General features: G+C 66.6%; 19 protein-coding genes. 8 read left to right on the forward strand and 11 right to left on the reverse strand.

Annotated features, from left to right (window positions below):
• The first annotated feature begins 11 nt into the window (after positions 1 to 11).
• From ABD002_RS07985 to ABD002_RS07995, 3 genes are read left to right on the forward strand one after another with little or no spacing between them, the layout of a single operon-like run.
• Positions 12 to 1,091, forward strand: a complete 1,080-nt coding sequence (locus tag ABD002_RS07985; RefSeq protein WP_343789156.1) for a glycosyltransferase family 4 protein — start codon at positions 12 to 14, stop codon at positions 1,089 to 1,091.
• Positions 1,088 to 2,173: a glycosyltransferase gene (locus tag ABD002_RS07990; RefSeq protein ID WP_343789158.1), complete on the forward strand. Its 1,086-nt coding sequence runs from the start codon at positions 1,088 to 1,090 to the stop codon at positions 2,171 to 2,173. Before ABD002_RS07985 ends, ABD002_RS07990 begins: the two co-directional genes overlap by 4 nt.
• Positions 2,170 to 3,354, forward strand: coding sequence for a glycosyltransferase family 4 protein (locus ABD002_RS07995; protein WP_343789161.1), 1,185 nt, complete (start codon positions 2,170 to 2,172; stop codon positions 3,352 to 3,354). Before ABD002_RS07990 ends, ABD002_RS07995 begins: the two co-directional genes overlap by 4 nt.
• Before the next feature lies 1 nt (position 3,355).
• On the opposite strand, the gene ABD002_RS08000 is transcribed toward ABD002_RS07995, so the two are convergent.
• From ABD002_RS08000 to ABD002_RS08020, 5 genes are all read right to left on the reverse strand, one after another.
• Positions 3,356 to 4,744, reverse strand: coding sequence for an ATP-binding protein (locus ABD002_RS08000; RefSeq protein WP_343789164.1), 1,389 nt, complete (start codon positions 4,742 to 4,744; stop codon positions 3,356 to 3,358).
• An 11-nt stretch (positions 4,745 to 4,755) separates the two neighbouring features.
• A complete protein-coding gene (locus ABD002_RS08005; RefSeq protein ID WP_343789167.1) occupies positions 4,756 to 5,472 on the reverse strand; it encodes a response regulator transcription factor in 717 nt (238 codons plus the stop codon).
• A 54-nt stretch (positions 5,473 to 5,526) separates the two neighbouring features.
• On the reverse strand, positions 5,527 to 5,763 hold the full coding sequence (locus ABD002_RS08010; RefSeq protein ID WP_343789170.1) for a PepSY domain-containing protein: 237 nt from the start codon (positions 5,761 to 5,763) through the stop codon (positions 5,527 to 5,529).
• Positions 5,764 to 5,882: 119 nt separating this feature from the next.
• Entirely contained in the window at positions 5,883 to 6,830 is a 948-nt protein-coding gene (locus ABD002_RS08015; RefSeq protein WP_343789173.1) for an arginine deiminase-related protein, read from the reverse strand.
• A complete protein-coding gene (locus ABD002_RS08020) occupies positions 6,797 to 7,396 on the reverse strand; it encodes a DNA-3-methyladenine glycosylase I (RefSeq protein WP_343789176.1) in 600 nt (199 codons plus the stop codon). Before ABD002_RS08020 ends, ABD002_RS08015 begins: the two co-directional genes overlap by 34 nt.
• A 72-nt stretch (positions 7,397 to 7,468) precedes the next feature.
• Between ABD002_RS08020 and ABD002_RS08025 the strand changes: the two genes are divergently transcribed.
• Positions 7,469 to 8,359: a DMT family transporter gene (locus ABD002_RS08025; RefSeq protein WP_343789179.1), complete on the forward strand. Its 891-nt coding sequence runs from the start codon at positions 7,469 to 7,471 to the stop codon at positions 8,357 to 8,359.
• Positions 8,360 to 8,395: 36 nt separating this feature from the next.
• Here the strand turns inward: ABD002_RS08025 and ABD002_RS08030 are convergent, their stop codons facing one another.
• Positions 8,396 to 8,845, reverse strand: a complete 450-nt coding sequence (locus ABD002_RS08030) for a DUF2214 family protein (RefSeq protein WP_343789182.1) — start codon at positions 8,843 to 8,845, stop codon at positions 8,396 to 8,398.
• A 28-nt stretch (positions 8,846 to 8,873) separates the two neighbouring features.
• Positions 8,874 to 9,836, reverse strand: a complete 963-nt coding sequence (locus ABD002_RS08035) for a pyridoxal-phosphate dependent enzyme (protein ID WP_343789185.1) — start codon at positions 9,834 to 9,836, stop codon at positions 8,874 to 8,876.
• 86 nt (positions 9,837 to 9,922) lie between these two features.
• Between ABD002_RS08035 and pepN the strand changes: the two genes are divergently transcribed.
• On the forward strand, positions 9,923 to 12,583 hold the full coding sequence (pepN, locus tag ABD002_RS08040) for an aminopeptidase N (RefSeq protein WP_343789188.1): 2,661 nt from the start codon (positions 9,923 to 9,925) through the stop codon (positions 12,581 to 12,583).
• Between the two features lie 72 nt (positions 12,584 to 12,655).
• Here pepN and ABD002_RS08045 read toward each other — a convergent pair whose 3' ends face one another.
• Complete coding sequence (locus ABD002_RS08045) at positions 12,656 to 12,955, reverse strand: hypothetical protein (protein ID WP_343789191.1); 300 nt, start codon at positions 12,953 to 12,955, stop codon at positions 12,656 to 12,658.
• A gap of 577 nt (positions 12,956 to 13,532) precedes the next feature.
• Between ABD002_RS08045 and mnmG the strand changes: the two genes are divergently transcribed.
• The gene (mnmG, locus tag ABD002_RS08050) at positions 13,533 to 15,416 is read left to right on the forward strand and encodes a tRNA uridine-5-carboxymethylaminomethyl(34) synthesis enzyme MnmG (protein ID WP_379988776.1); all 1,884 of its coding nucleotides are present in this window, start codon (positions 13,533 to 13,535) and stop codon (positions 15,414 to 15,416) included.
• Between the two features lie 165 nt (positions 15,417 to 15,581).
• On the opposite strand, the gene ABD002_RS08055 is transcribed toward mnmG, so the two are convergent.
• Complete coding sequence (locus ABD002_RS08055) at positions 15,582 to 16,403, reverse strand: YbaY family lipoprotein (RefSeq protein ID WP_343789197.1); 822 nt, start codon at positions 16,401 to 16,403, stop codon at positions 15,582 to 15,584.
• Between the two features lie 433 nt (positions 16,404 to 16,836).
• On the opposite strand from ABD002_RS08055, the gene ABD002_RS08060 reads away from it, so the two are divergent.
• Positions 16,837 to 19,809, forward strand: a complete 2,973-nt coding sequence (locus ABD002_RS08060; RefSeq protein ID WP_343789200.1) for a TonB-dependent receptor domain-containing protein — start codon at positions 16,837 to 16,839, stop codon at positions 19,807 to 19,809.
• 270 nt (positions 19,810 to 20,079) lie between these two features.
• Here ABD002_RS08060 and glyS read toward each other — a convergent pair whose 3' ends face one another.
• Complete coding sequence (gene glyS, locus ABD002_RS08065; RefSeq protein WP_343789202.1) at positions 20,080 to 22,224, reverse strand: glycine--tRNA ligase subunit beta; 2,145 nt, start codon at positions 22,222 to 22,224, stop codon at positions 20,080 to 20,082.
• Entirely contained in the window at positions 22,224 to 23,129 is a 906-nt protein-coding gene (gene glyQ / locus ABD002_RS08070) for a glycine--tRNA ligase subunit alpha (protein ID WP_343789204.1), read from the reverse strand. Before glyQ ends, glyS begins: the two co-directional genes overlap by 1 nt.
• A gap of 78 nt (positions 23,130 to 23,207) precedes the next feature.
• Between glyQ and tfpB the strand changes: the two genes are divergently transcribed.
• Complete coding sequence (tfpB, locus tag ABD002_RS08075) at positions 23,208 to 25,025, forward strand: type IV pilus assembly ATPase TfpB (protein WP_343789207.1); 1,818 nt, start codon at positions 23,208 to 23,210, stop codon at positions 25,023 to 25,025.
• Positions 25,026 to 25,035: the final 10 nt, after the last annotated feature.

A 25,035-nucleotide genomic window follows, 5' to 3' on the forward strand; every position in this document is an offset into this window, starting at 1 on the left:
ATGTCGCGCGCATGAGGATCGCGATGCTGGTGCCGGGTCTCAGCCCGCACGACGCGGTCAGCAATGACGCGCTCGGGATGACCGCCGCGCTGCGCCGGCTCGGCCATGAGGTCGCGCTGTTCGCACCGCATGCGCGCGGCGTCGACGAGCCCGTGCATGCACCCGCCGCGATCGATTCGTGGCTGCGCTCGCCTGAAGACGTTGTGCTCTACCACTATTGCGTCGGTTGGGATTCCCCACTCGCGCTGTTCAAACGCACGCGCGTGCGCCGCATCCTGCGCTACCACAACATCACCCCGCCAGAGTTCTTCGCTGACTGGTCGCCGGGTTACCTTGCAGGGTGCGCGGAAGGCCGTGGCCAGCTCGACGCTTATGCGGCGATGGGCTGCGAGTTGTATCTGGGGTGTTCGCCCTACAACCTCGATGACTTCATCACGCGTGGCGTCGATCCAGCGCGCTGCGCGCTGCTGCCGCCGTTCCACGAGGTCGAGCAGCTGCGCGCACTCGAGGCCGATGCGCGCCGCCTGCCCGCCGGCGCGCCACTGCTGTTGATGGTCGGCCGGCTCGCGCCGAACAAGCGGCATCTGGATCTGGTCGATGCGCTCACGGTACTGCGCAGGACGCAAACGGGCGCGCATCTGCTTTCGATCGGCAAGCTCGATCCGAATCTTGCGCGCTACGGCGAAGCATTGCAGACGCACATCCACGTGAGCGGTGTTGCGTCCGCGGTAACCTTGATGCAGGACGCGAACGGTGCGGAGTTGCGCGCGGCTTACGAACGGGCCGACGCGCTGGTCATGCTCAGCGAACATGAAGGGTTCTGCGTGCCGCTGATCGAGGCGATGGCGCTCGGCACGCCGGTAATTGCGCGTGCGACCAGTGCGATTCCGTGGACGCTCGGCGATGCCGGCCTGCTCTGGGATTCGGCGGACGCGCACCTGATTGCGACGTCGATTCAGCGCGTGGCGCACGACACCGAATTGCGCGCGCACCTGTCCGAACGCGGTCGTGCACGCTATGCCGCCACCTTCGTGCCGGCCGTGCTCGAACGCGAGCTCGCCACGGTGCTCGCGAGATTTGGACGCCGATGAAGGCTGCGATCCTGCTCCCGACCCTCGCCGGCAAGGACGCGGTCGGCAATGATGCGCTGGCGATGGCGCGGTTGTTGCGCGAGCGCGGCATCGATACACGCGTGTTCTGCGATTCCGCGCACGGTGTCGACGAGACCACGTACCCGGCGGCGAGCCTGGCCGATTTTGCCGGCGGCCCGCAGGATCTGGTGATCTACCATTTTTCGGTCGGCTGGCCGGTCGCGCTGGACATCATGAAGCGCGTGCGTGGTTATCGCGTGGTGCGTTACCACAACATCACGCCACCGCACTTCTTCGCCGGCACCTCGCGCATCTACGAGAGTGCTTGCGCACGCGGCCGTGCAGAGATTCCGGCGGTCGCGCGACTCGGTTGCGAGCTGTATCTCGGCGATTCCCGCTACAACCTCGACGAGCTGATCGAGCACGGCGCAAGGGCCGAGCGCGGCGCGGTACTCGCGCCGTTCCACCGCGTCGATCACCTGCTCGATGCGCCGGCGGATCTCGGCCTGCTCGACGAACTCGGTGACGGCGCGCGCAACGTACTGATGGTCGGCCGCCTCGCACCGAACAAGGGCCATATCGAGCTCGTGGATGCATTCGCGGCGCATGTCGACGCGTATGGTGACCCGGCGCGGCTGCTGATCGTCGGCAAGTCCGACCCGGGCCTCGCCGCCTACACCGATGCGATCCACGCGCGCGTCGCGCAGCACCGCCTCGGCGAGCGCGTCTGGTGGCTGGAATCGGTCAGCGAAGCGCAATTGAAAGCGGCCTATCTCGCTAGCCATGCGTTCATGACGCTGAGCCGCCACGAAGGCTTCTGCGTGCCGCTGATCGAGGCGATGGCGCTCGGCGTTCCGGTCGTCGCGCACGGCTCGAGTGCGGTCCCTGAAACGACCGGCGCCGGCGGCGTCGTCTGGGACGAAACCGATCCGTGGCTGTACGCAGCGAGCTTGGCGCGGCTGCGCAATGACACGCGCTTCCGTAACGATCTGCGCGACGCGGCGCGCTTGCGTTACGAGCGCGAGTTCGCGCCGACGGTGCTGCGTGAGCGTTTCCTGAAGATCCTGGAGCCGGTGCTGTGAAACGCGTCGCGATTGTCGTGCCACGCTGCCACGAGCAGCTGGTTGGCGGTGCCGAGGCGCTCGCCTGGCAGTACGCGACCCTGCTCGCCGGCGACTACGCGGTCGACGTGTTGACCACGACCGCCAGCGACTACGTGACGTGGGCGAATGATTTGCCCGAGCGCAGTGAGCAGCGCGACGGCGTCATGATCCGGCGTTTCCGGGTCGCGCGCGAGCGTGGCGGCTATTTCCACGAACTACACCGGCGTCTGCTTGCGCATTTCGCTGCGAACGCCGGCACACCGGTGCGCGTTTCGTGGCCAGAGGCGTTGCAGGAAGAATTCATCCGCGCGCAGGGACCGGTCTGTCCGGGATTGGTCGAGCATCTCGCCCGGCACGGCAACGACTATGCCGCGGTGATCTTCCTGACCTATTTGTATCCGACGACCTACGACGGCGCGCGCGCGCTGCGCCATCGGCGTTGGGCGATCGTGCCGACCCTGCACGACGAGCCGGCCGGTTACTTCAGCGCATTCGCGCAGATGGGACGCAAGACACCGCGCCTGCTCTGGAACACACCCGCGGAGCGGCGCCTCGGCGCGCGACTGTGGGGCGTCGATGCCGGCAACATCGTCGCGATGACGGTTGCGACCGAACCGGTCGAACCCGCGCGCGAAGCGTCGCCCTACCTGCTCTACAGCGGCCGTATCGATACGCACAAGGGCTGCGCGATGCTGATGGAGGCGTTCGAGGCCTACAAACGCGCGCATCCGTCGGACTTGCGCCTCGTACTGACCGGTTCCGACCAGCTAGGCCTGCGCCCGTCGGAGCATGTGCGTTACCTTGGCTTCGTCGACGAGGCGCGCAAGTTCGCACTGATGGCCGGCGCACTCGCGTTCGTGCACCCCTCGCCGTACGAGAGCCTCAGCATCGTCGCGCTCGAGGCGATGGCGCAGGGCACGCCGATCGTCGTCAACGGCGAATGCGAGATCCTCGCTGACCATGTGCAGCTGAGCGGCAGCGGCTTCGTGTTCCGTGGCGAAGCGGAACTGCACGCGGCGATCGACAGCGTGCGCGCACTCGATCACGACGCACGCGCGGAACAATCCCGCCGGGCGCGCGCCTACGTGCTCGAGAACTACAGTCGCGACCAGGTGCGCGCGCGCCTCGCCGCGGAAATCGAAGCGCTCGCGGCGGAATAGCTCAGCGCGGACCGAAGCGCACCGCGAAACGCGCGCCACCGAGCGACGGCGAGCGGTCGACATGCAATTCGCCGCGGTACGCCTTCATGATGTCCTGCACGATCGAGAGGCCGATGCCGTGGCCCTGCACGCGTTCGTCGCCGCGCACGCCGCGCTGCAGCAGGTGCACGACCTTGTCCTCGGGGATGCCGGGGCCGTCGTCCTCGATCACCAGGTCGAGGCCGGCGCGCCGGCCGCTGCCCGCCGGCAACGGGTGCGCGGTCAGCAGCACGCGCCGGCGCGCCCACTTGAACGCGTTCTCGAGCAGGTTGCCGAGCAGCTCCATGAGATCGCCCTGGTCGCCGTGGAAACGCGCGGCGCGGTCGATGTCAAATTCGCAGAGGATCGATTTCGCGGCGTAGACCTTTTCCAGGCTGCGCACGATCTCCTCGGCATAGGGCTCGAGCAGCAGCGGCGTCGCGAAGGTCTGGTGGCCCGAAGTCGCCGCGCGCGAGAGCTGGTAGGCGACGATCTCGTCCATGCGCCCGACCTGCTCGAGCACGGTCCAGCGCAGCTTTTCGCCCTCGCTGCCGGTTTCCAGCTGGCTGCGCATGACCGCGAGCGGGGTCTTCAGGCTGTGCGCGAGATCGGACAGCGTGTTGCGGTAGCGCTTGACGCGATCGCGCTCGGCATCGATGAAGTTGTTGAGACCGGTGGTCAACCCGGCCAGTTCGAGCGGATAACTGCGGTCGAGGCGTTCCTGCGTGCCGCGCTCGACGCGGGCCAGATCGGTCGCGACCTTGCGCAGCGGCGCCAAGCTCCAGCGCAGCACGGCGAACAGCAGCAGCAGCAGCACGGCGCCGAGTGCCCCGAGCCAGCCGAGCAAGGTGCGCCGATACACGTCGACCTGCTCGCGCAATGCGCGGCTGTCCTCGGCGACGTAGTAGGTCAGGTGCAGTTCGTTCTTCGCGCCGCTGTTGTAGTCGACGCCTTGCGAGAGCACGAACAGCGCGCCCACCGGCGTCTGGATCGGACCGCTGAACTGCGGCGGCCCGCGCACGAGGTCGGCCGTGAACGGCAGATCGCGGCCGAGTGCGGACGGTGAATGCCAGATCTGGTCCTTCGCGCCGATGATCCTGGCGCCGACGATGCCCGCATAGAGGCCGCTCGCCGCCGGCTGGTCGAAGCGCGGATCCGGACCGACCTCGGGCGGAATCAGGTTGCCCGAGCGGGTCATGTCGGAGCCCGCGAGGTAGGCGTACATGTAGCCCTGCAGGCGCTCGCGCAACGAACTCTCGGCCGCGTCGTAGAACGCGCGGTCGAGCGCGAAGAACGCAAGGCCGAGGAATGCGGCGAGCACAACGCTGGCCGCCGCCAGCGAGCGCGCTTGCAGCGATAACGGGCGCGCCACGCCGGTCGGTCTCAGGCGCTGTCGGCAGTCTGCGCGTCGTCGGCCGGCGTGTCGCTGCGCTCGAGCGCGAAGCGATAGCCGCGGCCGCGCACGGTTTCGATCGGCTTGATCGTGTTGTCCGGATCGAGCTTGCGGCGCAGGCGGCCGATGAACACCTCGAGCACGTTCGAATCGCGGTCGAAATCCTGCTGGTAGATGTGCTCGGTGAGGTCGGCCTTGGAGACCAGTTCGCCGGCGTGCAGCATCAGGTATTCGAGCACCTTGTATTCGTAGCTGGTCAGGTCGACCGTGCTGCCGTTGACGCTGACCGTCTGCGCGGTGGTGTCGAGGACGATCGGCCCGCATTCGAGCGTCGGCCGCGACCAGCCGCTGGCGCGGCGCACCAGCGCATTCAGGCGCGCCAGCAGTTCTTCAACGTGGAACGGCTTGACCAGGTAGTCGTCGGCGCCGTTCTTCAGGCCCTGCACCTTGTCCTGCCACGACGAGCGCGCGGTCAGGATCAGGATCGGGTAGCGCTGGCCGGCTTCGCGCAGCTGCTTGACCAGGTCCATGCCGGACAGTTTTGGCAGGCCGAGGTCGATGATCGCGACGTCGAACGGCACCTCGCGACCGAGATACGAGCCTTCCTCGCCGTCGCCGGCCGCATCGACCGCGAAACCGTCGCGCTTCAGGCGCGCCGCGAGGGTTTCCCGCAACGGTGCCTCGTCTTCCACCAGCAATACGCGCATTGACTGTCTCCTGAGAATCGTGACCTGCGCGCGGCCTGCGGCCGCGACGTTCGGTTATTGCTCGGCCGGCACCTGCACGATGCGCACCTGGCCATCGCGGGTGAGCAGCTTGATACGGTAGACCTTGCGCTTGCCGACGTTCAGGGTCTGTACGGACAGCACCTTGCCATCGGCTTCGCGCTGGGCCTGGGCGACCGCTTCCTGCGCGTTGATTTCACGCGCACCCGCCAGCGGCGCCATCAGCATGGCGCCGAGAAAGACCAGACAGCCCGTGTATTGGAAGGGTCGCACTCGCATGATCCGCATCTTAGCCGGCACGCCTCGGCGCGCAAATGCGACCGATGACAGCCAGAGTCTCGGTAGCACGCATTGAATTGCCGCTGAATTCGGGTTGGATCGTGCCAGCGCGATCAGAATATCTCGGCCACACAGCAACGCAGGCTGCCGCCGGCTTTCTCGATCTCGTCCAGTTCGACATCGCGGAGCGCGAAGCCGGCGCGCTGCAGCGCGGCACGCTGCGCCGGCTCCAGCGCTGCAGCGCCGGCCGTACTCATCCAGGCACGATCCGGCGCGAGCGCGATCGCGTTGCCGGCAAAGGCCTGCTTCTGCGCGACGCTGAGCGCAACGGCACGGCCGTCGCAGGCCTGCGTGATCGCGCTCGGCACCGCCGGATCCCGGAAACCGTCCGGCGCAAGGATCGCCGCGCGGCCCGCTAGCAGCGCGAGCACGACGTTGGTGTGGTACTCGCCGGGCGCGAGTTCGAAACAGAACGTGAGGTTCAAGCCGAACGCCTCGTGCATCGCGCGCGCGCCGTGCATGTCGCAGCGCTCGGACAAGCCGCAGTAGCCGATCCCGCGTGCGCGGTCGATGACCAGCGCGCCGGTCAGCTCGGCGACGAAATCGCGCTGCGACAGGTCGATCGTGCGATAGCCGAGCACGTCGCGGAAGAAACCGCGGATGTCGGCACGTTCCGCCTCGCGCCGGCGCACCGCATGGCGCATGCGGCCGACGATCAGGCGCCCGCGCGCGGTCGCGAACACATTGTTCGGGAACATGTCGTCGGGGCAATCGGGATCGCCGGGAAACGTGAGCACCGGCACGTCTGCGCCGAGCCGGCGCGCGAGTTCCGCGTGCTGGCGCAGTGCGCGCGCCGGATCCGGCACCTTCGCCATGTCCATGTAGCGGTTGTCCTGCGCGGACTCGGCGGCAAGCCGATCGCTGGCCGGACTGACCAGGAACGCCGCGCGCGCGGTCGCGGCGGCGCGCACCGGATAGCGTTCGCTCGAGATTTCGGCAAGAAATGCGGCGGGATCGGTGACGAGCATCAGGGCCTGGCCTTTCGCGCCGTGCTCGTGCACGGCCGGTGGCGGAAGCAGTCGACGACATGATCGTTGACCATGCCGGTCGCCTGCATGAATGCGTAGCAAATCGTCGAGCCGATGAAGCGAAAACCGCGCCGACGCAGCTCCTTGCTCATGCGATCGGACACCGGCGTCGTCGCCGGCACATCGCCGTTGCCGCGCCGCTGATTGCAGACCGGCTCGCCGTTGACGAACGACCACAGGAACGCGTCGAGGCTGCCGAACTCGTCGATCGCGACCAGTGCCGCGCGCGCATTGTCGCGCACCGAGGTGATCTTCAGGCGATTGCGGATCAGGCCCGGATCGGTCAGCAATTTCTCGATGCGCGCATCGCCGAGCTTTGCGCAGCGCGCGATGTCGAACTCCGCGAATGCGCGCCGGTAGTGGTCGCGCTTGTCGAGCACGGTGCGCCATGACAGTCCGGCCTGTGCGCCTTCCAGGCAGAGGAATTCGAACAGCGCACGGTCGTCGTGCAGCGGCACGCCCCATTCCTCGTCGTGATAGTCGCGCAGGCTGTCGCTGCCGGCAGCCCAGGCACAGCGTTGTCGATGATCCCCGGCCATGCGCGATCCTCCGAATGCGACGCGTATGATACGGCGCTTCGCGCGCACCGCAGCGCAGACGCCCTCGTCTCGATGACCACCGCTTCGACTTCACGCCGCGCCGCGCTCGTCGCGCTGGCCCTGATCACGCTGATCTGGAGCTACAACTGGATCGTGATGAAGCAGGTGCTGCGTTACTCGGGACCCTTCGAATTCTCCGCGCTGCGCTACACGCTCGGCACCGGCGTGCTGTTCGGCGTGCTGCTGCTGCGGCGTGAATCGCTGCGTCCGCCGCCGCTGCTGCAGACCGCGCTGATCGGCCTCGCGCAGACCATGGGTTTCCAGGCGCTGGTGCAATGGGCGCTGGTCGAGGGCGGCGCCGGCAAGACCGCCTTGCTCGCCTACGCGATGCCGTTCTGGGTCGTGCTGCTGGCCTGGCTGCTGCTCGGCGAGCGGCCCGGCCTGCGGCTCTGGGCCGGCCTCGGTATCGCCGCGTGCGGACTTGTGCTGGTGCTGGAGCCGTGGCTCGGTCTCGGCGGCGCGCGCAGTTCCCTACTCGCGATCGCTGGCGGCGCGTGCTGGGCGATCGGCGTCGTGCTGTCGAAACGCCTGTTCCAGCGCGGCAACGTCAGTGCGCTGTCGCTGACCGCCTGGCAGATGCTGATCGGTTCGCTCGGCCTGATCGTGGTCGCGCTCGTCGCGCACGAACGCGCGATCGAATGGTCGGACTTCTTCATCGGCGCGCTCGCCTACAACGCGGTGCTGTCGTCGGGACTCGCCTGGCTGATGTGGTCGTATGTGGTGGCGCGCCTGCCGGCCGACATCGCAGGGTTGTCGAGCCTGGTGATCCCGATCGCCGGCATCGGCTTCGCCTGGGTGCTGCTCGGCGAGCGGCCTTCGCTGCTCGAGGGCGCCGGCATCCTCCTGATCGGCATGGCGTTGGCGATCGTGAACCTGCGTCGCGCGCCGGCCAAGGCGTCCTGAGGCGGATCGATCGGGATTGCTCCGTCGAGCCTGTCCTCAGCGCAGGCCGCGCGCCATGATCACCGCGGCGAGCGGAATCAGCGCGATCAGGTGCAGCTCGACCATCACCCAGCGGCGCGCGCGTTGCCATTCGGCCTGCGGAACCGTGAAGGAAGGGTCCTGGCGACGTGCCTTGCGCCAGCGCAGGAAGCTGCGCGTCGGCGCGATCGAGATCAGGCCGACCAGCACGAACAGGCCGACCTTGAGATGGAACACCGGATTGTGCGCGTAGAACGCCCAGCCCTTGATCCCGAATACCGCTCGCGCCGCGCCAGTCAGGAACACCGCGCCGGCGAGCATGCCGAACCCGGCGTCGGCACGCGCAAGGCGATCGATGTCGAGCTGCTGCGCGCCCGTCCTCAGCAGGGCCCATTCCTTCGCCAGGAACCAGACCAACGTGAAGATTGCGGCAAAGTGCAGATAGGCGAGAACGGCATCTTTCCACATGGTCATTCCTCCGCAGGAACGGGCTTGCTCACCAGGGCAACGCGTCGAGATCGACGTTGCCGCCTGAAAGGATCACGCCGACGCGCTTGCCCGCGAACTGCTCGTGATGGCCGAGCAGAGCGGCGAGCACGATCGCCGACGACGGTTCGACGACGAGCTTGAGGCGCTGCCAGATCAAGCGCATCGCGGCGACGGTATCGCGGTCGGCCACCGGCAGCACAGTGACAGCATATGTTTTCAGCAATGCGAAATTGATCGGCCCGATCAGGCCGCGCAGGCCGTCGCAGATCGTGTCGGGCGCGAGTTCGGCGACGCGCTCGCCGCGGCGCAGCGATTCGAACGCATCCGCGGCGCCTTCCGGCTCGGCCGCAAGGACGGCCATTCCGGGAGCGAGTGCGCGGGCCGCGATCGCGCTGCCGCCGATCAGGCCGCCACCGCCGACCGGCGCGATCAACGCATCGAGCGGGCCGGTTTCGCGGATCAGCTCCAGCGTGGCGGTACCCTGACCGGCGATCACGCGCGGATCGGTGAACGGATGTACCAGCGCCGCGCCGGTTTCCGCGCGCACGCGTTCGGCGGCCTCGTCGCGCGCGGCCATCGTCGGCGCGCAGCGGTGCAGGGTCGCGCCATACGCCTCGATCGCCGCGAGCTTGGATTTCACCGCGCCGTCCGGCACGACGACGTGCGCCGGAATGCCGCGCGTCTTCGCCGCCAGCGCGAGCGCGGCGCCGTGGTTGCCGGACGAATGCGTGACCACGCCGCGCGCGGCCACGGTGTCGCTCAGCGACCAGACCGCGTTGCAGGCACCGCGGAATTTGAACGCGCCGACGCGCTGCAGGTTCTCGCACTTGAAATGGAGTTCCGCGCCGACCAGCGCGTCGAGCGAACGCGAGCGCAGCACCGGCGTCCGGTGCGCGTGCGGCGCGATGCGCGCGGCCGCAGTCTCGATGGCGGCGAAATCGGGCAGTTCGATCATGTCGAAGGCGGACATCGGCGGCTCCAAGCAGCGCGCGACGATACACGGCCGCGCATGACGCGTGCTAGCCTGCCGATGGTCATTCCGCCCCGATCCCGAACATGTCCTCGACCGCGTCCCTCGACGGCGCCAAGCCGCCCGTTTTCCTTCGCGACTACTGCGCGCCGGCCTGGCGTATCCGCGAGATCGAACTCGAGATCGACCTCGATCCGGCCGCGACGCTCGTCGTGTCGCGGCTGGCCGTCGAACAGGATCCGGCGCAGGCCGATGTCGAACTCGTGCTCGACGCCGAACACCTCGAGCTGCTCGAAGTCAGCATCGATGCGCGCGTGCTCGGCGCCGACGAATACCGGGCTTCCGCGCAGACGCTGACGATCCCCGGCCTGCGCGGGCGGTCGGTCGTCGGGACGCGCGTGCGCATCGCGCCGGAAAAGAACACTGCGCTGCAGGGCCTTTACCTCAGCGGTTCGCGCGACGCCGGCTTCCTGCTGACCCAGTGCGAGGCCGAGGGCTTCCGCCGCATCACCCCGAGCATCGATCGCCCCGACGTGCTCGCGCGCTACACGGTCACCTTGCGCGCGGACCGGGCGCGTTTTCCGCTGCTGCTCGCGAACGGCAATGCGGACGGCGCCGGCGAGCTCGACGGCGGCCGTCACTGGGCGCGCTTCGTCGATCCCTATCCGAAGCCGAGCTATCTGTTCGCACTGGTCGCGGGAAACCTCGAACATATCGAGGACGAGTTCGTCACCGCCGAAGGTCGCCGCGTGCGGCTCGTCATCCATGCCGAAACGGACGCGATCGGCCACTGCGGCTGGGCGATGCAGTGCCTGAAGATGGCGATGCGCTGGGACGAACAACGCTTCGGCCGTTGCTACGATCTCGACGTGTTCCACATCGTCGCGACCCACGATTTCACGATGGGTGCGATGGAGAACAAGGGTCTCAACATCTTCAACGCGAAGTACCTGCTTGCCGATCCCGAGCACGCGACCGACGACGACTACCGCCACGTGCTGGCCGTGGTCGGCCACGAGTACTTCCATAACTGGAGCGGCAACCGCGTGACCTGCCGCGACTGGTTCCAGCTCTCGCTGAAGGAAGGCCTGACCGTCTACCGCGAACAGGAATTCGAGGCCGACCTCGCCTCGCGCACGTTGCGCCGCATCGAGGACGTGCGCGTGCTCTGGCGCGCGCAGTTCGCCGAGGACGCCGGCCCGCTCGCGCATCCGGTGCGCCCGGACCGCTACAGCGAGATCAACAACTTCTACACCGCGACCGTGTACGAGAAGGGCGCCGAGATCGTGCGCATGCTCGGTGTCGTGCTCGGCGCCAAGGGTTTCCGCCGCGGCCTCGACCTCTACTTCGAACGCCATGACGGCAGCGCCGCGACGGTCGAGGACTTCCTTGCCGCGCTCGGCGACGCGAATGCGCTCGACCTGTCAGCGTGGCTGGCGTGGTACGCCCAATCGGGCACGCCCGACCTGCGCGCGAGCGGGCGCCACGATGCACAGCGGCGCTGCTACGAACTCACGCTGACGCAACGCACACCACGGACGTCGGGCCAGCCGCGCAAGCAGGCGCTGCCGGTCCCGGTTGCGGTTGCGCTGCTCGATGCCGACGGCCGGCCGCTGCGTCTGCATCTGGACGGCGAACCCGCGACCGCCGCGCACGAGCGCGTGCTGTTGCTCACCAGTGACTCGGCGACGTTTCGCTTCATCGATGTCGCCAGGCCGCCGGTCGCGTCGGTGCTGCGCGGCTATTCCGCACCGGTGCGCCTCGAGCAGGCCATCGACGCCGCGGCGCTGGCCGTGCAGGCACGCCACGACAGTGACGGTTTCAATCGCTGGTTCGCCACGGACACGCTGGCGCGGCGGCTGTTCGCACAGGCGCTCGCGTCCGGAGAGCCGGATCCGGCGCTGCTGGCGACCCATGTGCGATGCCTCGACGGCGCGCTGCGTGATCCGGCGGTCGATCCCGCGCTGGCCGCCGAGATGCTTACCCTCGCCGATGCGGGCTCGCTCGCCGACGGGCTCGCCGACATCGATCCGGAAGCCGTGCACCAGGCGCGCGCGCAGGTCGAACGCGCGCTCGCCATCGCGCTGGCGGAGCCGTTGCTCGCCCGATATCACGAGCTTTCCGGTAGCGATGGGACGGCGGTCGATCTCGCCGCACAGGCGCGGCGCCGGCTGCGCAATGCCTGCCTGGCTGCGCTGTGCCGCGCTGATCCGCGGCACGTCGATCTTGCGCGCACGCAGCGCGCGCAGGCGTGCAACCTGACCGACCGGCTGGCCGCGCTCTCCGTTTTGGTCAACGCACGTGCCGATGGCGTTGACCCTATGCTCGACGCGTTCGCGCAACGCTACGCCGGCGACGCACTGGTGCTCGACAAGTGGTTCTCGGTGCAGGCGACCGAGGCCGATCCGCGGGCGCTCGCGCGGGTCGAGGCGCTGACCGCACACGCGGCGTTCCGCTGGACGAATCCGAACAACGTCTACGCGCTGATCGGCGCGTTCACGCTGCGCAACCCACGCGCGTTCCATCGTGCCGACGGCGCCGGCTACCGGTTCCTCGCGCAGGCGATCACCCGGATCGACAGCGTCACCCCGCAGGTCGCGGCGCGGTTGGCGACCTCGTTCGGCGCATGGCGCAAGTACGAACCGGTGCGACGTGCGTTGATGCGGCATGAGCTCGAGGGCATCGCCGCGCGCAACGGACTGTCGCCGGATCTCGGCGACATCGTCGGGCGCACGCTTGCCGGCTGAGGGCGGCCGCGCAAAAAAAGAGGCCGCGCGAACGCGCGGCCCCGACCCCTGTTCCCAACGACTCTTGTTTGTTCAGGCGGGAAGCTTGCTGAGTGCCTCGTTGATCTTCGCGCAGCGCGTTTCAAGCTGCCCGACGGTATCGTTGGCGGCAGACTGCGAACGCGCGCTGTCGATCGCCATCTCGAGGCGCCCGAGTTCGATCATCAGATCGTGGCGCAGGAAGAGCGGGTTGAGACTCATCGTCGCGATGTTGCTCATGGTGGCGTGCTCCCTGATTCCCATGAGCAGATTTAGCAAACGGCGTGCCAACCGCAAAGAAGCGCTTTCCGAGGCGGCTGCAGCGGGGCGTGTGCAGTAGTTCGTGGCCGGCATGATCGATCGCGAGGCGGACATCGTCCGTCGAAATCTGACCTGCATCGCATCGACTGCGCGGCTGACGGCGAGAGTTCGCGAACAGCGTCACAGTCTGCCACTGGGTGTTCCGGCTAGTTTCGCGGGGCGCAATAAAGCCGGATGGCCCGGCTTCGGCGGCAACATCAGTTTGCGGTCACTGGCGCCCGGCACACGGTCCTCTTGGACTCCCCCTGTTCCTACGACCGCCGGGCGCCAGCCTTGCTGCCTGTTGATTGATCCGGTCCTCAGAACTTGAGGGGTGGATCAATCAGCGGGTAGGGAGGCGTCACTCGTGCGCGGTGCGAAACACCACGCAGCGGCGTTCGTGTCCGGCCAAGAGCTGAGGGGCGAGCGCACAGTGAGAGGACAGGCGTCCGGCCACCGCGTTACGGATCAGCAGGGCAGCGCGGCAATGCGTGCGTATGCAAGTGCTCCCACCGGCGCGACCGGCCCCTGAATTCCAGTCGTCGGCGTGCTCGCATACGCCGTGCGCCGGTGGGAGTGTGCAAGCACGTCAGCATGTTCCATGCCAGCAGCATCCGTGCGCCTTGGTAGAATGCGCGCCATGTACACGTATGACGTCATCGTGGTCGGCGGCGGCCATGCCGGCACCGAAGCCGCGCTCGCCAGCGCGCGCACCGGCGCGCGCACCCTGCTGCTCACGCACAACATCGAGACGATCGGCCAGATGAGCTGCAATCCCGCGATCGGCGGGATCGGCAAGGGCCATCTGGTCAGGGAGATCGACGCGCTCGGTGGCGCGATGGCGCGGGCCGCGGATCGTGCCGGCATCCAGTGGCGCACTTTGAACGCCTCGAAAGGACCGGCCGTGCGCGCGACGCGCTGCCAGGCGGATCGCATTTTGTACAAAGCGGCCATCCGACGTCTGGTCGAGACGCAGCCCGGCCTTGAGCTGTTCCAGCAGGCGGTTGATGCGCTGATCGTCGAGAACGGCCGCGTCGGCGGCGTCGTGACCCAGTCCGGCCTCGAGTTCCGCGCATCGGCCGTCGTGCTGACGGCCGGCACCTTCCTCGCCGGCAAGATCCACGTCGGCTTGACCCAGCACGCGGCTGGCCGCGCCGGCGATCCGCCCGCGCTGAAGCTCGCCGAGGCGCTGCGCGAGCTGCCGCTCGGCGTGGGGCGTCTGAAGACCGGCACGCCGCCGCGCATCGACGGCCGCACGATCGACTATTCCATGCTCGACGAGCAGCCCGGTGACGATCCCGCGCCGGTGTTCTCGTTCCTCGGCTCCGCGGCGGACCATCCGCGTCAGCTCAGCTGCTGGATCACGCACACCTCCGAGCGTACGCACGCGATCATCCGCGGCGCGCTGGACCGCTCGCCTCTGTATGGCGGCGTGATCGAGGGCACTGGTCCGCGCTATTGCCCGTCGATCGAGGACAAGGTCGTGCGCTTCGCCGACAAGACCTCGCACCAGATCTTCATCGAGCCGGAAGGCCTGGAGACGACCGAGATCTACCCGAACGGCATCTCGACCTCGCTGCCGTTCGACGTGCAGGTCGAACTGGTGCGCTCGATCCGCGGCCTGGAAAACGCGCATATCACGCGGCCCGGCTACGCGATCGAGTACGACTATTTCGATCCGCGCGGGCTGCAGGCTTCACTGGAAACGAAGACCGTTGCCGGGCTCTATTTCGCGGGCCAGATCAATGGCACCACCGGTTACGAGGAGGCCGCCGCGCAAGGCCTGGTCGCCGGCCTGAATGCCGCGCGTGCGACACAGGACCGCGAACCGTGGACGCCGCGCCGCGACGAGGCCTATATCGGCGTGTTGATCGACGATCTGGTCACCAACGGCACGACCGAGCCGTACCGGATGTTCACCTCGCGCGCCGAATACCGGTTGCAGCTGCGCGAGGACAACGCGGATCTGCGCTTGACCGAACGCGGCTTCGAGCTCGGTTGCGTGCTGCAGGACCGCTACGACGCGCTGCGTCACAAGCGCGACGCGGTCGCGGGCGAAACCGCGCGCCTGGGTGCGCTGTGGGCGACGCCTGGGAATGCGCTCGGGCGCGCGGTCGAAAGTGCGCTCGGCGTCGCGGTCTCGCGCGAGACCAACGGGCTCGAACTGCTGCGCCGTCCCGAAATCGGCTATCGCGATCTGGTCCGTGTCGATGGCATTGGCCCCGGCGTCGCGGATGCGTGCGTCGCCGAGCAGGTCGAGGTCGTGGTCAAGTACGCCGGCTATCTCGAGCGCCAACGCGAGGAGATCGAGCGCAACCGCCGCCACGACGACACCGCGATCCCGCCCGCGTTCGATTTCGACCGCGTGCGCGGGCTGTCGGTCGAGGTGCTCGCCAAGCTCAAGCATGCGCGCCCGCAGACGATCGCGCAGGCGCGGCGGATTTCCGGCGTGACCCCGGCCGCGGTGTCGCTGCTGCTGGTCCATCTCAAGCGTGGCGGCCAGCGCGTGGCGTGATGCCCGCGGTTCGCCCGAAGAGGCGTTGGCCCACCGCACGTTCGCGACGCAACAATCGGTGGGCTGAAGCCCTAAGGGTCTGTCAGCGAAAAGCGGAGAGCTGCGAAGAACCAACAAAAAGGCCGGGCAGAGCCCGGCCTTTTTGCATTCATGGAGCGCTTGCGCCTACTTCTTCTTGGCTGCGTCGACCTTTTCCTGGGCCATCTGCAAGACCTTCAACGCTTCGTCGTGGAAGCTCCGGATCTCGGCATCGCCCACCGTGCCGCCACCCGGTTTCTCGTTCCACAGCACGTCGCCGTTGTCGCCCCAGCCGACGGTCGCGCCGCCCTTCTGCTTGACCACCATCGGCTTGCCGTCCTTGAACGCGTACTGCACGGCACTGCGGCCGCCCGCATCCGCCTCGGTGTTGACGCGGATGAAGCGCACGGCGCCGGTCTCCGCAAACGCGTCCCAGCCGATCGAGGCGTTGTCGGTCGTATAGGTGCCGGCGACCTTCTTCATGCCGCCGATACGTCCCTGCAGCTTGTTGAAGTCTTCCTTGAGCTTCTCGGCCGGCGTGGCCTCCGCATTCAGCACCACCTGCGCGGTGGTACCGCCGCCATGCGTCAGCACCGGCGAATTCAGCGCGGGCACGAAATGGCGTGGGCCATCGGTCAGGCTCGCGTTGATCACATAGGTGCGCGATGCGGTGATCTTGGCCGGGTCGAAATCCAGCGAGAAATTGAACGGCGGCGTGCCGCCGACATCGAAGACCTTCTCGGCGATCGAGATCTCCGGCTGGGTGATGTCGACGAGCTTGACGTCGAGCTTTGCGCCGGTGCTGATCGGTATCTGGTCGTGGAAGGTCACCGTGCCGGTGATCGTCGTGCCCGGCGCGATCGCCGGGGCCTGCGGCTTGCCGGAAGCGGCAGGGTTCTGGTCTGCGGAATTGCATCCGCCGAGAAGAGTCGCCGCGACGACGATCGCCGCAATCCAATGGTTCCGCATGACTGCAATCTCCAACAATAACGAAAGGTATCGTACATAAGTCGCACCGCGCGGGGTCGCGGGTGGATCGAACGAGCCACGGGAGGCACCGGGGTTTGCGTCGCAGACGGCTGCTGAAGTCCTGCAGTCGGCGAAGAATTTCGATTCGTGCACGATAATGCGGACGGCGCCTGTGTGCAATTCTAGAACCGACGTGCAAATAGCCGAGTTCGTCGCGGCTTTCACACAGCGACTCGTCCGATCGAGGCAAGCGGCAACCACGCGTTGCAGAAATAGCGCGCTTCGCGTCAACCAATTGACGCCCTGATTAAATTTTCGTTACGTTCGAGTTGGCAGAAGGGTTCACCCACGTAATCGTGTGTGGTGGCCAATCACAGCGCCGTGCATGGCCATCCCGGCCAGCCGGGGAACGCAACAAGGCAAAGAGGGCGTTATGAATCAGCGACTGCTCGTGTCGTGCATCATCGTGGCATTGACCGCGTCACTCTCGTTGGGTTCGGTGCACGCGCAAAGCGCCGGCGACCAGGCAGCGCAGGGGCAAACCCAGCCGGACGAATCCAAGCCGAAGAGCGACGAAACGGCGCGCCTCGGCGTGATTACCGTCACCGGTTCACGTATCTCCAACCCGAATGTCGTCTCGCCGACGCCGATCAGCGTATTGACGGCCGCGGACATCCAGGCCGTAGGTGCGATCAACATCGGTGACATCCTGACGCGGATGCCGCAGCTGGCGACCACCTTCACCATGGGCAACTCGGGGCAAGGGCAAATCGGCACCGCCGGGCTGGCCTTGCAGGATCTTCGCAATCTCGGTCCGCAGCGCACGCTCGTGCTGGTCAACGGTCGCCGCTACGTCAGCTCGTCGACGGATTTTGCGGCGGTCGACACGAACCTGATCCCGGCCGACTGGGTCGATCGCGTCGAGATCATCACCGGCGGCGCTTCCGCGATCTATGGCGCCGACGCTGTCTCGGGCGTCGTCAACTTCATCCTGAAGAAACAGTACCAAGGCGCGGACCTGCACGCGCAGTCCGGCACCACGTCCCCGGGTGGCGAAAAATCGGGCTTCATCTCAGCCACTGCCGGCAGCAATTTCGCGCAGGATCGCGGCAACATCGCGTTCTCACTCGAACACAGCCGCCAAGACGAGTTGATGTTCCATGACCGTTTCGGCAACCAGCAGTACGGTACGATCCGGACGCCCGGCTCCGCGTATACGCGCACCCTGTTCCCCGATGCCGGCAGCTATACGATTACCGAAGGCGGCACCTTTTTCTTTGGCAGCGACTCCAAGGCGAGCAGCGGTGAACGCTATGTCTTCGATCCCGATGGTCACGTCCGTCCGCAACGCTTTGACGGCATTTACGACTCTTCGCGTTGCGCAAACTGCGATCACTTGAATGCCAACCAGACCATCCAGCTGCAGCCGAAATTCGAACGCACCACGCTCAGCACCAGCGCAAGTTTCGATCTGACGCCGTCGAACCGGTTGTACTTTGAAGGCAGTTACAACGTCATCGACATCAACAGCAAGTTTCAGCCGGCCTACGGATCGGTGCTCAACGGAGGCGTCGGCTTCGCTGGCGGTGGCTACGCGATCGCCGCGGACAATGCGTATATCCGGCAGGATCTACGCGATCTGATGACGGCCAAGGGCGTCAGTGAGGTCGATATTTCCCGCTTCGACGTGGACAGCGGGCTGCGCATCGAGGACACCCGGCGCGATACCGGTCGCATCGTGCTCGGCGCCAATGGCGTGATTGCCGACAAGTGGGAGTACGACACATCGGTCACCTACGGCAACACGCGGTCGACCGTCGCCAACGTGAACAACCGCGTCATCGAGCGGTTTTTCGCGTCGATCGACGCCGTGCGCGATCCGGTCACCGGCAACATCGTCTGCCGCTCGACGATCGACCCAAGCCACGTCGACATCAACACGGGCGCGCCGATTTCCGATTTCGGTCGCCAGGGCTGCATTCCGACCAGCATCTTCGGAGCTGGTGCGATCAATGCCGCCGCGCGCAACTGGTTCAATAAAACCACCTACGTCCGCAACAAGCTCAGCGAAACCGTGGCCACCGGCAGCGTGACCAACAACGACTTGTTCAACGTGCCGACCGGCGCCGGCAGCGCCAGCCTCGCGGCAGGCTTCGAGTACCGCAAGGAAACCATCCAGCAGACCAACGATCCATTGGACCAGTCCGGTGCCACGTTCAACAACGCGATCGCGAATTTCGATCACGCCTATAACGTGAAGGAAGCGTTCGTCGAATTCGGACTTCCCGTGCTGGCCGACAAGCCGTTCATCAAGAACCTCAGCCTCGATGCGGCGGTGCGCGAGTCCTCCTACAGCACGATCGGGAGCACGCAAACGTGGAAATACGGCCTCGACTGGGCGTTCGACGACAATGTGCGCGTGCGCGGCACGATGTCGTACGCCGTGCGTGCGCCGAACATCAACGAACTGTACAGCGGCCAGTCGCAGAACTTCTTCACGGTCACCGACCCCTGCTCGGCCAGCCGCATCCCGAACGGCCCCAATCCGGCCGTACGCGCCGCCAACTGCGCCGCCCTCGGCGTTCCGCCCGGCGTTGAAATCGATCCTTCCGCAAGCGTGGGCGGCGTATCGGGAAGCAACCCGAATCTCGGTCCCGAAGCCGCCAAGACCTACACCTTCGGCTTCGTCGTCACGCCGCAGTTCGTCGACGGGCTTGGTTTCAACGCCGACTATTGGAACATCAAGCTGAAGAATGCGATCTCGGCAGTCGACGCGCAGGCTATCGTCGACAAATGCGTCGACTCGACGGCAGGCATCAACAATGCCTATTGCAGCAACCTGCGTCGCGATCCGACAACCCATCAGTTGACCTTCATCCGCCAGATCAATCTCAACCTGGCGGGCACCAATACGTCGGGTATCGATTTCGCCGCGTACTACAGCCGCGACCTCGGACCTGGCAAGTTGCGCCTGGACCTGAACGTCACCCGCGTCATCGACTACACGGCGTTCCCGTTCCAGGACGACCCGACCCAGCACGTGCAGGACGTCGGCACCGATGGCTTCCCGGAATGGAAGGCATCGCTCGGCACCCGCTACTCGTTCGAACGGTGGCAATTCGACTGGAACATGCGCTACTTCTCCAGCATGTTGCGCGCCACCATTTCCAACGAAAGCTATGCGACCAAGCCGAACCAGACCACGCCGATCACCGAAGGCTCACGCACCTACAGCGACGTACGCGTCGCCTATGGCTCACAGAAGGAAGGTTGGCAGTTCTACGGCGGCGTCAACAATGTGTTTGACCGCAAAATGCCGGTAAACCTTTTCGGCGACGGTTTCGGCAGCGCGCTGTACGAACCGCTGGGTCGCAGCTACTACGTGGGTTTCAACTACCACTTCTAGACCATCGTCACTCGGGACGGCGGAATGGGCCAGCGATCTGCTGGCCCATTCTTTGTGTTTTCGCAAGAGGCGACTGGCGGCGCGAAGATCACCTTGTCGCGCGCGATGATATCGGTCAGGAATTCGGACCTGCAGCGTGAACTGCTGCAGGTCGCTGCCATTCGCCGTGCGCTCATGGAAGGTTTCGCGCCTGCGTCGCGACCGGTGCGCGGTTGCGCGAGCGATCGACGTAGGCGGGCTCGTACAGGCCGCAGTGCGGCACTGCGACGCTTACACCGTCGGCAGCAACGCAATATCAGCAACGCGCAGGAACAGGCTGCGCAATTGCGCGAGCAGTGCGAGGCGGTTCGTGCGCACGACCGTATCGTCGACCATGACCATGACTGCGTCGAAATACCGGTCGACCGGTTCGCGCAGGCGCGCCAGACGCTTGAGCAAGCCGACGTAGTCGCGTGCCGCGATCAGTGGAGCGCCATCGGCTTGCGCCGCCCGCAACGCGGTCGCGAGATCGCGTTCGGCGCCGCCTTCGAGCCGAGCCTCGTCGATCGTGGTGGTCTTCACGTCGCCCGCTTGGCGCAGGATGTTGCCGATGCGCTTGTTCGCGGCGGCCAGTGCCTGTGCCTCGGGCAACGCCGCAAATTCCACGACCGCGCGCAGGCGGCGATCGAAATCGGTCAGATCGTCCGGCGCGAGCACCCGCACGGCCTCGAAGGCCTCGCCTGAGATGCGCTGTTCAGTGTAGTAGCCGCGCAGGCGGTCGAGGATGAAGTCGTACAGCTCGCCCACCAGTTCCGCGCGGCGAGCACCGGCGTCGAGAGGGGTTGCCTTGCCGTCCTTGCCTTTCGGCAGGCCGGCTGAGAGCGCGGAATCCGGCAGCAAGGCGAACGCTTCCGCGAGTTGCGCGTTCAGATCGAGCGGCAGCCGCGCTTCGATCAAGGTACGCGCCAGTCCGAGTGCGGTGCGGCGCAGTGCGAACGGGTCCTTGTTGCCGGACGGCTTCTGGCCGACCGCGAAGATGCCGGCCAGCGTGTCGAGGCGCTCGGCGACGCTGAGCACCTGGGCGACCTTGCCTTGCGCGATTGCATCGCCGGCGAAACGTGGCGCATAGAACGCGTCGAGCGCTTGCGCGACCTCCGGATGCTCGCCGTTCGCGGTCGCGTAGTAGCGACCCATCACGCCTTGCAACTCAGGGAACTCACCGACCATGCGCGTGAGCAGGTCGCATTTCGACAACGCGGCCGCACGCGTCGCGAGACTCGCATCGACCCCCACGCGATTGGCAATCACGCGCGCCAGTTCGGCGGCGCGCACGCTCTTGTCCCAGACGCTGCCGAGCGCTTGCTGGTAGGTGACGTCCTTCAGCGCTTCCTGATTCGCGGCCAGCGGCGTCTTCAGGTCCTCGTCCCAGAAGAACTTCGCGTCGGCGAAACGCGGCCGGATCACGCGCTCGTAGCCCTTGCGGATCTCGGCCGGGTCCTTCGATTCGATGTTCGCGACGCCGATGAAGTGCTCGGTAAGCTTGCCCTGCGCATCGAACATCGGCACGAACTTCTGGTTCGTCTCCATCGTCGTCACCAGCGCTTCCTGCGGCACGGCGAGGAACTCGCGGTCGAACGCGCAAGGAATCGCGACCGGCCATTCGGTCAGGTTCGCGATCTCGGCCTCGAGCGCCTCCGGCAGCTGCGGCGTGACGCCTGCCGGCGCAACGCGCGCGACCTCGGCGCGCACGCGGGCGCGGCGCGCGACCGGATCGGCGATCACCTTTGCCGCATGCAGCGCATCGAGCCAGGAATCCGCATCGACGATATGCACCAGTTGCGGGTGATGGAAGCGATGGCCGCGCGACATGCGTCCCGAAGTCTGGCCGAGGATCTCGCCCTCGATGACGTCGTGGCCGTGCAGCATGACCAGCCAGTGCGCCGGGCGCACGAACGCGTAGTCGTGATCGCCCCAGCGCATCGGCTTCGGGATCGGCAGCGCCTTCAGCGCCTCGGCGACGATCTCCGGGATCAGCGCGGCGGTTGGCTGGCCCGGCTTGGTCGCGCGATGCACGAACCATGCGCCCTTGTCGGTTTCGAGCTTCTCGAGCTGCGCGACTTCGACGCCGCAGCTCTGCGCGAAGCCGAGCAACGCCTTGGTCGGCTCGCCGTTCGCATCGAGGCCCGCATTCACGGCCGGTCCGCGGCGCTCCTGCTGCTGGTCCGGCTGCGCGGTCGCGACATCGGGAATCCACGCCGCGAGCCTGCGCGGCGAGCAATACGGCTTCGCGCTTGCGACATCGGCGGCGACGCCGCGCCTGGTCAGACCTTCGCAGACGCCATTCGCAAACGCGCTCGCGAGTTCGTCAAGTGCTTTCGGTGGCAGTTCCTCGGTGCCGAGTTCGATCAGCAGCGATGGCGCACGGGCTGCCGACATCACGCGGCCTCCTTCTGGTTCCTGAGTCCGGGGAAGCCGAGCTTCTCGCGCTGCGCGAGGTACGCCTCGGCGACGCTGCGCGACAAGGTGCGCACGCGCAGAATGTAGCGCTGACGCTCGGTCACGCTGATCGCTCGGCGCGCGTCGAGCAGGTTGAACGTGTGGCTGGCCTTCATCACCTGTTCGTAGGCGGGCAGCGGCAGGCCGGCGTCGACGAGCTTCTTCGCCTCGGCTTCGCAGGTATCGAACCACGCGAACAGCTTCTCCACGTTCGCGTGCTCGAAGTTGTAGGTGCTCTGCTCGACCTCGTTCTGGTGGAACACGTCGCCATAGGTCACTACGCCGTGCGGTGCGTTGGTCCAGACCAGGTCGAACACGTTGTCTACGTTCTGCAGGTACATCGCGAGGCGCTCGAGACCGTAGGTGATCTCGCCGGTGACCGGCTTGCACTCGAGACCGCCGGCTTGCTGGAAATAGGTGAACTGGGTGACTTCCATGCCGTTCAGCCAGACTTCCCAGCCGAGCCCCCAGGCGCCGAGCGTCGGCGATTCCCAGTTGTCCTCGACGAAGCGCAGGTCGTGCACGAGCGGATCGACGCCGAGCGCCTTCAGCGAGCCGATGTACAGGTCGAGAATGTCGTCTGGATTTGGCTTCGTCACCACCTGGTATTGGTAGTAGTGCTGCAGGCGGTTCGGATTCTGGCCGTAGCGGCCGTCGGTCGGTCGGCGCGACGGCTGCACGTAGGCGGCCGCCCACGGCTCCGGTCCGATCGAGCGCAGGAAGGTCATCGGATGGAAGGTGCCGGCGCCGACTTCGATGTCGAGCGGCTGGATCAACACGCAGCCCTGCTCCGCCCAATAGCGGTTGAGGGTCTGGATGACTTCCTGAAAGGTCGGTCCTGGCATGGCACCTGGCTCACAAAGTGGCGTGCGAAAAGCGCGCTAGTATAGCGGCCGGCTCAAGTGCCCCGGGGACTCGACGACATGGCCAGCGTGACCCAGCCTCCCGCCAGCGCGCTCCCCGAAGCGACGCTCGGGAGGCATCGTCGCCTCGATCTCGACGAAACGCTCGCCGCGCTGCTCGCCGACGGCGTGCTGGCCGAGGCCGATGTCAAGCGCGTGCGCGCCGACGTGCGCACCGCGCGCGGGCGCACCGAGCTGCACCCGCTGGTGCTGGTCGCGAACCTCAAACTCGCGGACGCGCGCCATCCGGACAAGCCGCTGAGCCTCGAAGTGCTGACCCAGTGGCTTGCCGCACGCGCCGGCCTGCCCTATCTCAAGATCGATCCGATGAAGATCGACGTCGCCGCGGTGACCCAAGTGGTCAGCCACGCCTACGCGAACCGCTACCGCATCCTGCCGGTCGCGGTGACCGAGATGCAGGTCGTGTTCGCGACCTCGGAACCCTTCGATACACGCTGGATCGCCGACCTCGGCCATATCCTGCGCCGTGACATCCAGCGCGTGGTCGCGAGTCCGCTCGACGTCGGTCGCTACCTGACCGAATGGTGGGGCGTGCAACGCTCGATCCAGCGCGCCAAGGACGCCAAGAACGACGTCAACGACGGCCGCGCGATCCTGAACTTCGAGCAGCTGGTCGAGCTCGGCAAGTCCGGGGACATCGGCGTCGACGACCGCCATGTCGTGCACATCGTCGACTGGCTGCTGCAATACGCATTCGAGCAGCGCGCGTCGGACATCCATCTCGAACCGCGCCGCGATTCCAGCCCGATCCGCTTCCGCATCGACGGCGTGATGCACAAGGTGTTCGAGCTGCCGACGCCGGTGATGACCGCGGTAACCTCGCGCATCAAGATCCTCGGCCGCATGGATGTCGCAGAGAAGCGCCGCCCGCAGGACGGCCGTATCAAGACGCGCTCGGCCGGCGGCCGTGAGGTCGAGCTGCGCCTGTCGTCGATGCCGACCGCGTTCGGCGAGAAGATCGTGATGCGTATCTTCGACCCGGACATCGTGGTCAAGGAGTTCCGTCAGCTCGGTTTTTCCGCAGACGAAGAGAAGATCTGGCGCGAGTTCGTCGATCGCCCGCACGGTATCGTGCTCGTCACGGGCCCGACCGGTTCCGGCAAGACGACCACGCTGTATTCGACCTTGAAGGTGCTGGCCACGCCGGACATCAATGTCTGCACGGTCGAGGACCCGATCGAGATGGTCTCGCCCGAGTTCAACCAGATGCAGGTGCACAACGCGATCGATCTCGATTTCGCGGCCGGCGTGCGCACGCTGATGCGCCAGGACCCGGACATCATCATGGTCGGCGAAATCCGCGACCTCGAAACCGCGCAGATGGCGGTACAGGCGTCGCTGACCGGCCATCTGGTGCTGTCCACGCTGCACACCAACGACGCGCCGAGCGCGCTAACGCGCCTGCTCGATCTCGGTGTGCCGCACTACCTGATCCAGTCGACCTTGACCGGCATCGTCGCGCAGCGCCTGGTGCGCACGCTGTGCCCGCACTGCAAGACCGAGACGCCGCTCGACGTGCAAGCCTGGGCCGCGCTGACGCACCGTTGGCACCTTGCGCCCCCGGTCAAGCATTTCGGCCCGAAAGGCTGCCTCGAATGTCGCAAGACCGGCTTCCTCGGTCGCACCGGCATCTACGAGATGTTGCGCGTCTCGCCCGCGATCCGAGCGTTGATCCAGCCGAATCTTGACCTGGCCAAGGTCACCGCGACCGCGTTCAGCGAGGGCATGCAGCCGTTGCGCGCCTCGGCCGCAGCGCAGGTCGCGCGCGGCATCACCACGATTCCCGAAGTCATCCATGTCCTGCCACCGGCCGACTGAAGCGTGCGCC

This window comes from Dokdonella soli (assembly GCF_039523175.1).
GTDB lineage: Bacteria > Pseudomonadota > Gammaproteobacteria > Xanthomonadales > Rhodanobacteraceae > Dokdonella_A > Dokdonella_A soli.

Coding starts and splice junctions, on each gene's coding strand:
- ABD002_RS07985 (WP_343789156.1), top strand. CDS start 12: ATGAGGATCGCGATGCTGGTGCCGGGTCTCAGCCCGCACGACGCGGTC.
- ABD002_RS07990 (WP_343789158.1), top strand. CDS start 1,088: ATGAAGGCTGCGATCCTGCTCCCGACCCTCGCCGGCAAGGACGCGGTC.
- ABD002_RS08005 (WP_343789167.1), bottom strand. CDS start 5,472: ATGCGCGTATTGCTGGTGGAAGACGAGGCACCGTTGCGGGAAACCCTC.
- ABD002_RS08020 (WP_343789176.1), bottom strand. CDS start 7,396: ATGGCCGGGGATCATCGACAACGCTGTGCCTGGGCTGCCGGCAGCGAC.
- ABD002_RS08025 (WP_343789179.1), top strand. CDS start 7,469: ATGACCACCGCTTCGACTTCACGCCGCGCCGCGCTCGTCGCGCTGGCC.
- ABD002_RS08030 (WP_343789182.1), bottom strand. CDS start 8,845: ATGTGGAAAGATGCCGTTCTCGCCTATCTGCACTTTGCCGCAATCTTC.
- ABD002_RS08035 (WP_343789185.1), bottom strand. CDS start 9,836: ATGTCCGCCTTCGACATGATCGAACTGCCCGATTTCGCCGCCATCGAG.
- pepN (WP_343789188.1), top strand. CDS start 9,923: ATGTCCTCGACCGCGTCCCTCGACGGCGCCAAGCCGCCCGTTTTCCTT.
- ABD002_RS08045 (WP_343789191.1), bottom strand. CDS start 12,955: ATGCCGGCCACGAACTACTGCACACGCCCCGCTGCAGCCGCCTCGGAA.
- mnmG (WP_379988776.1), top strand. CDS start 13,533: ATGCGCGCCATGTACACGTATGACGTCATCGTGGTCGGCGGCGGCCAT.
- ABD002_RS08055 (WP_343789197.1), bottom strand. CDS start 16,403: ATGCGGAACCATTGGATTGCGGCGATCGTCGTCGCGGCGACTCTTCTC.
- ABD002_RS08060 (WP_343789200.1), top strand. CDS start 16,837: ATGAATCAGCGACTGCTCGTGTCGTGCATCATCGTGGCATTGACCGCG.
- glyS (WP_343789202.1), bottom strand. CDS start 22,224: ATGTCGGCAGCCCGTGCGCCATCGCTGCTGATCGAACTCGGCACCGAG.
- glyQ (WP_343789204.1), bottom strand. CDS start 23,129: ATGCCAGGACCGACCTTTCAGGAAGTCATCCAGACCCTCAACCGCTAT.
- tfpB (WP_343789207.1), top strand. CDS start 23,208: ATGGCCAGCGTGACCCAGCCTCCCGCCAGCGCGCTCCCCGAAGCGACG.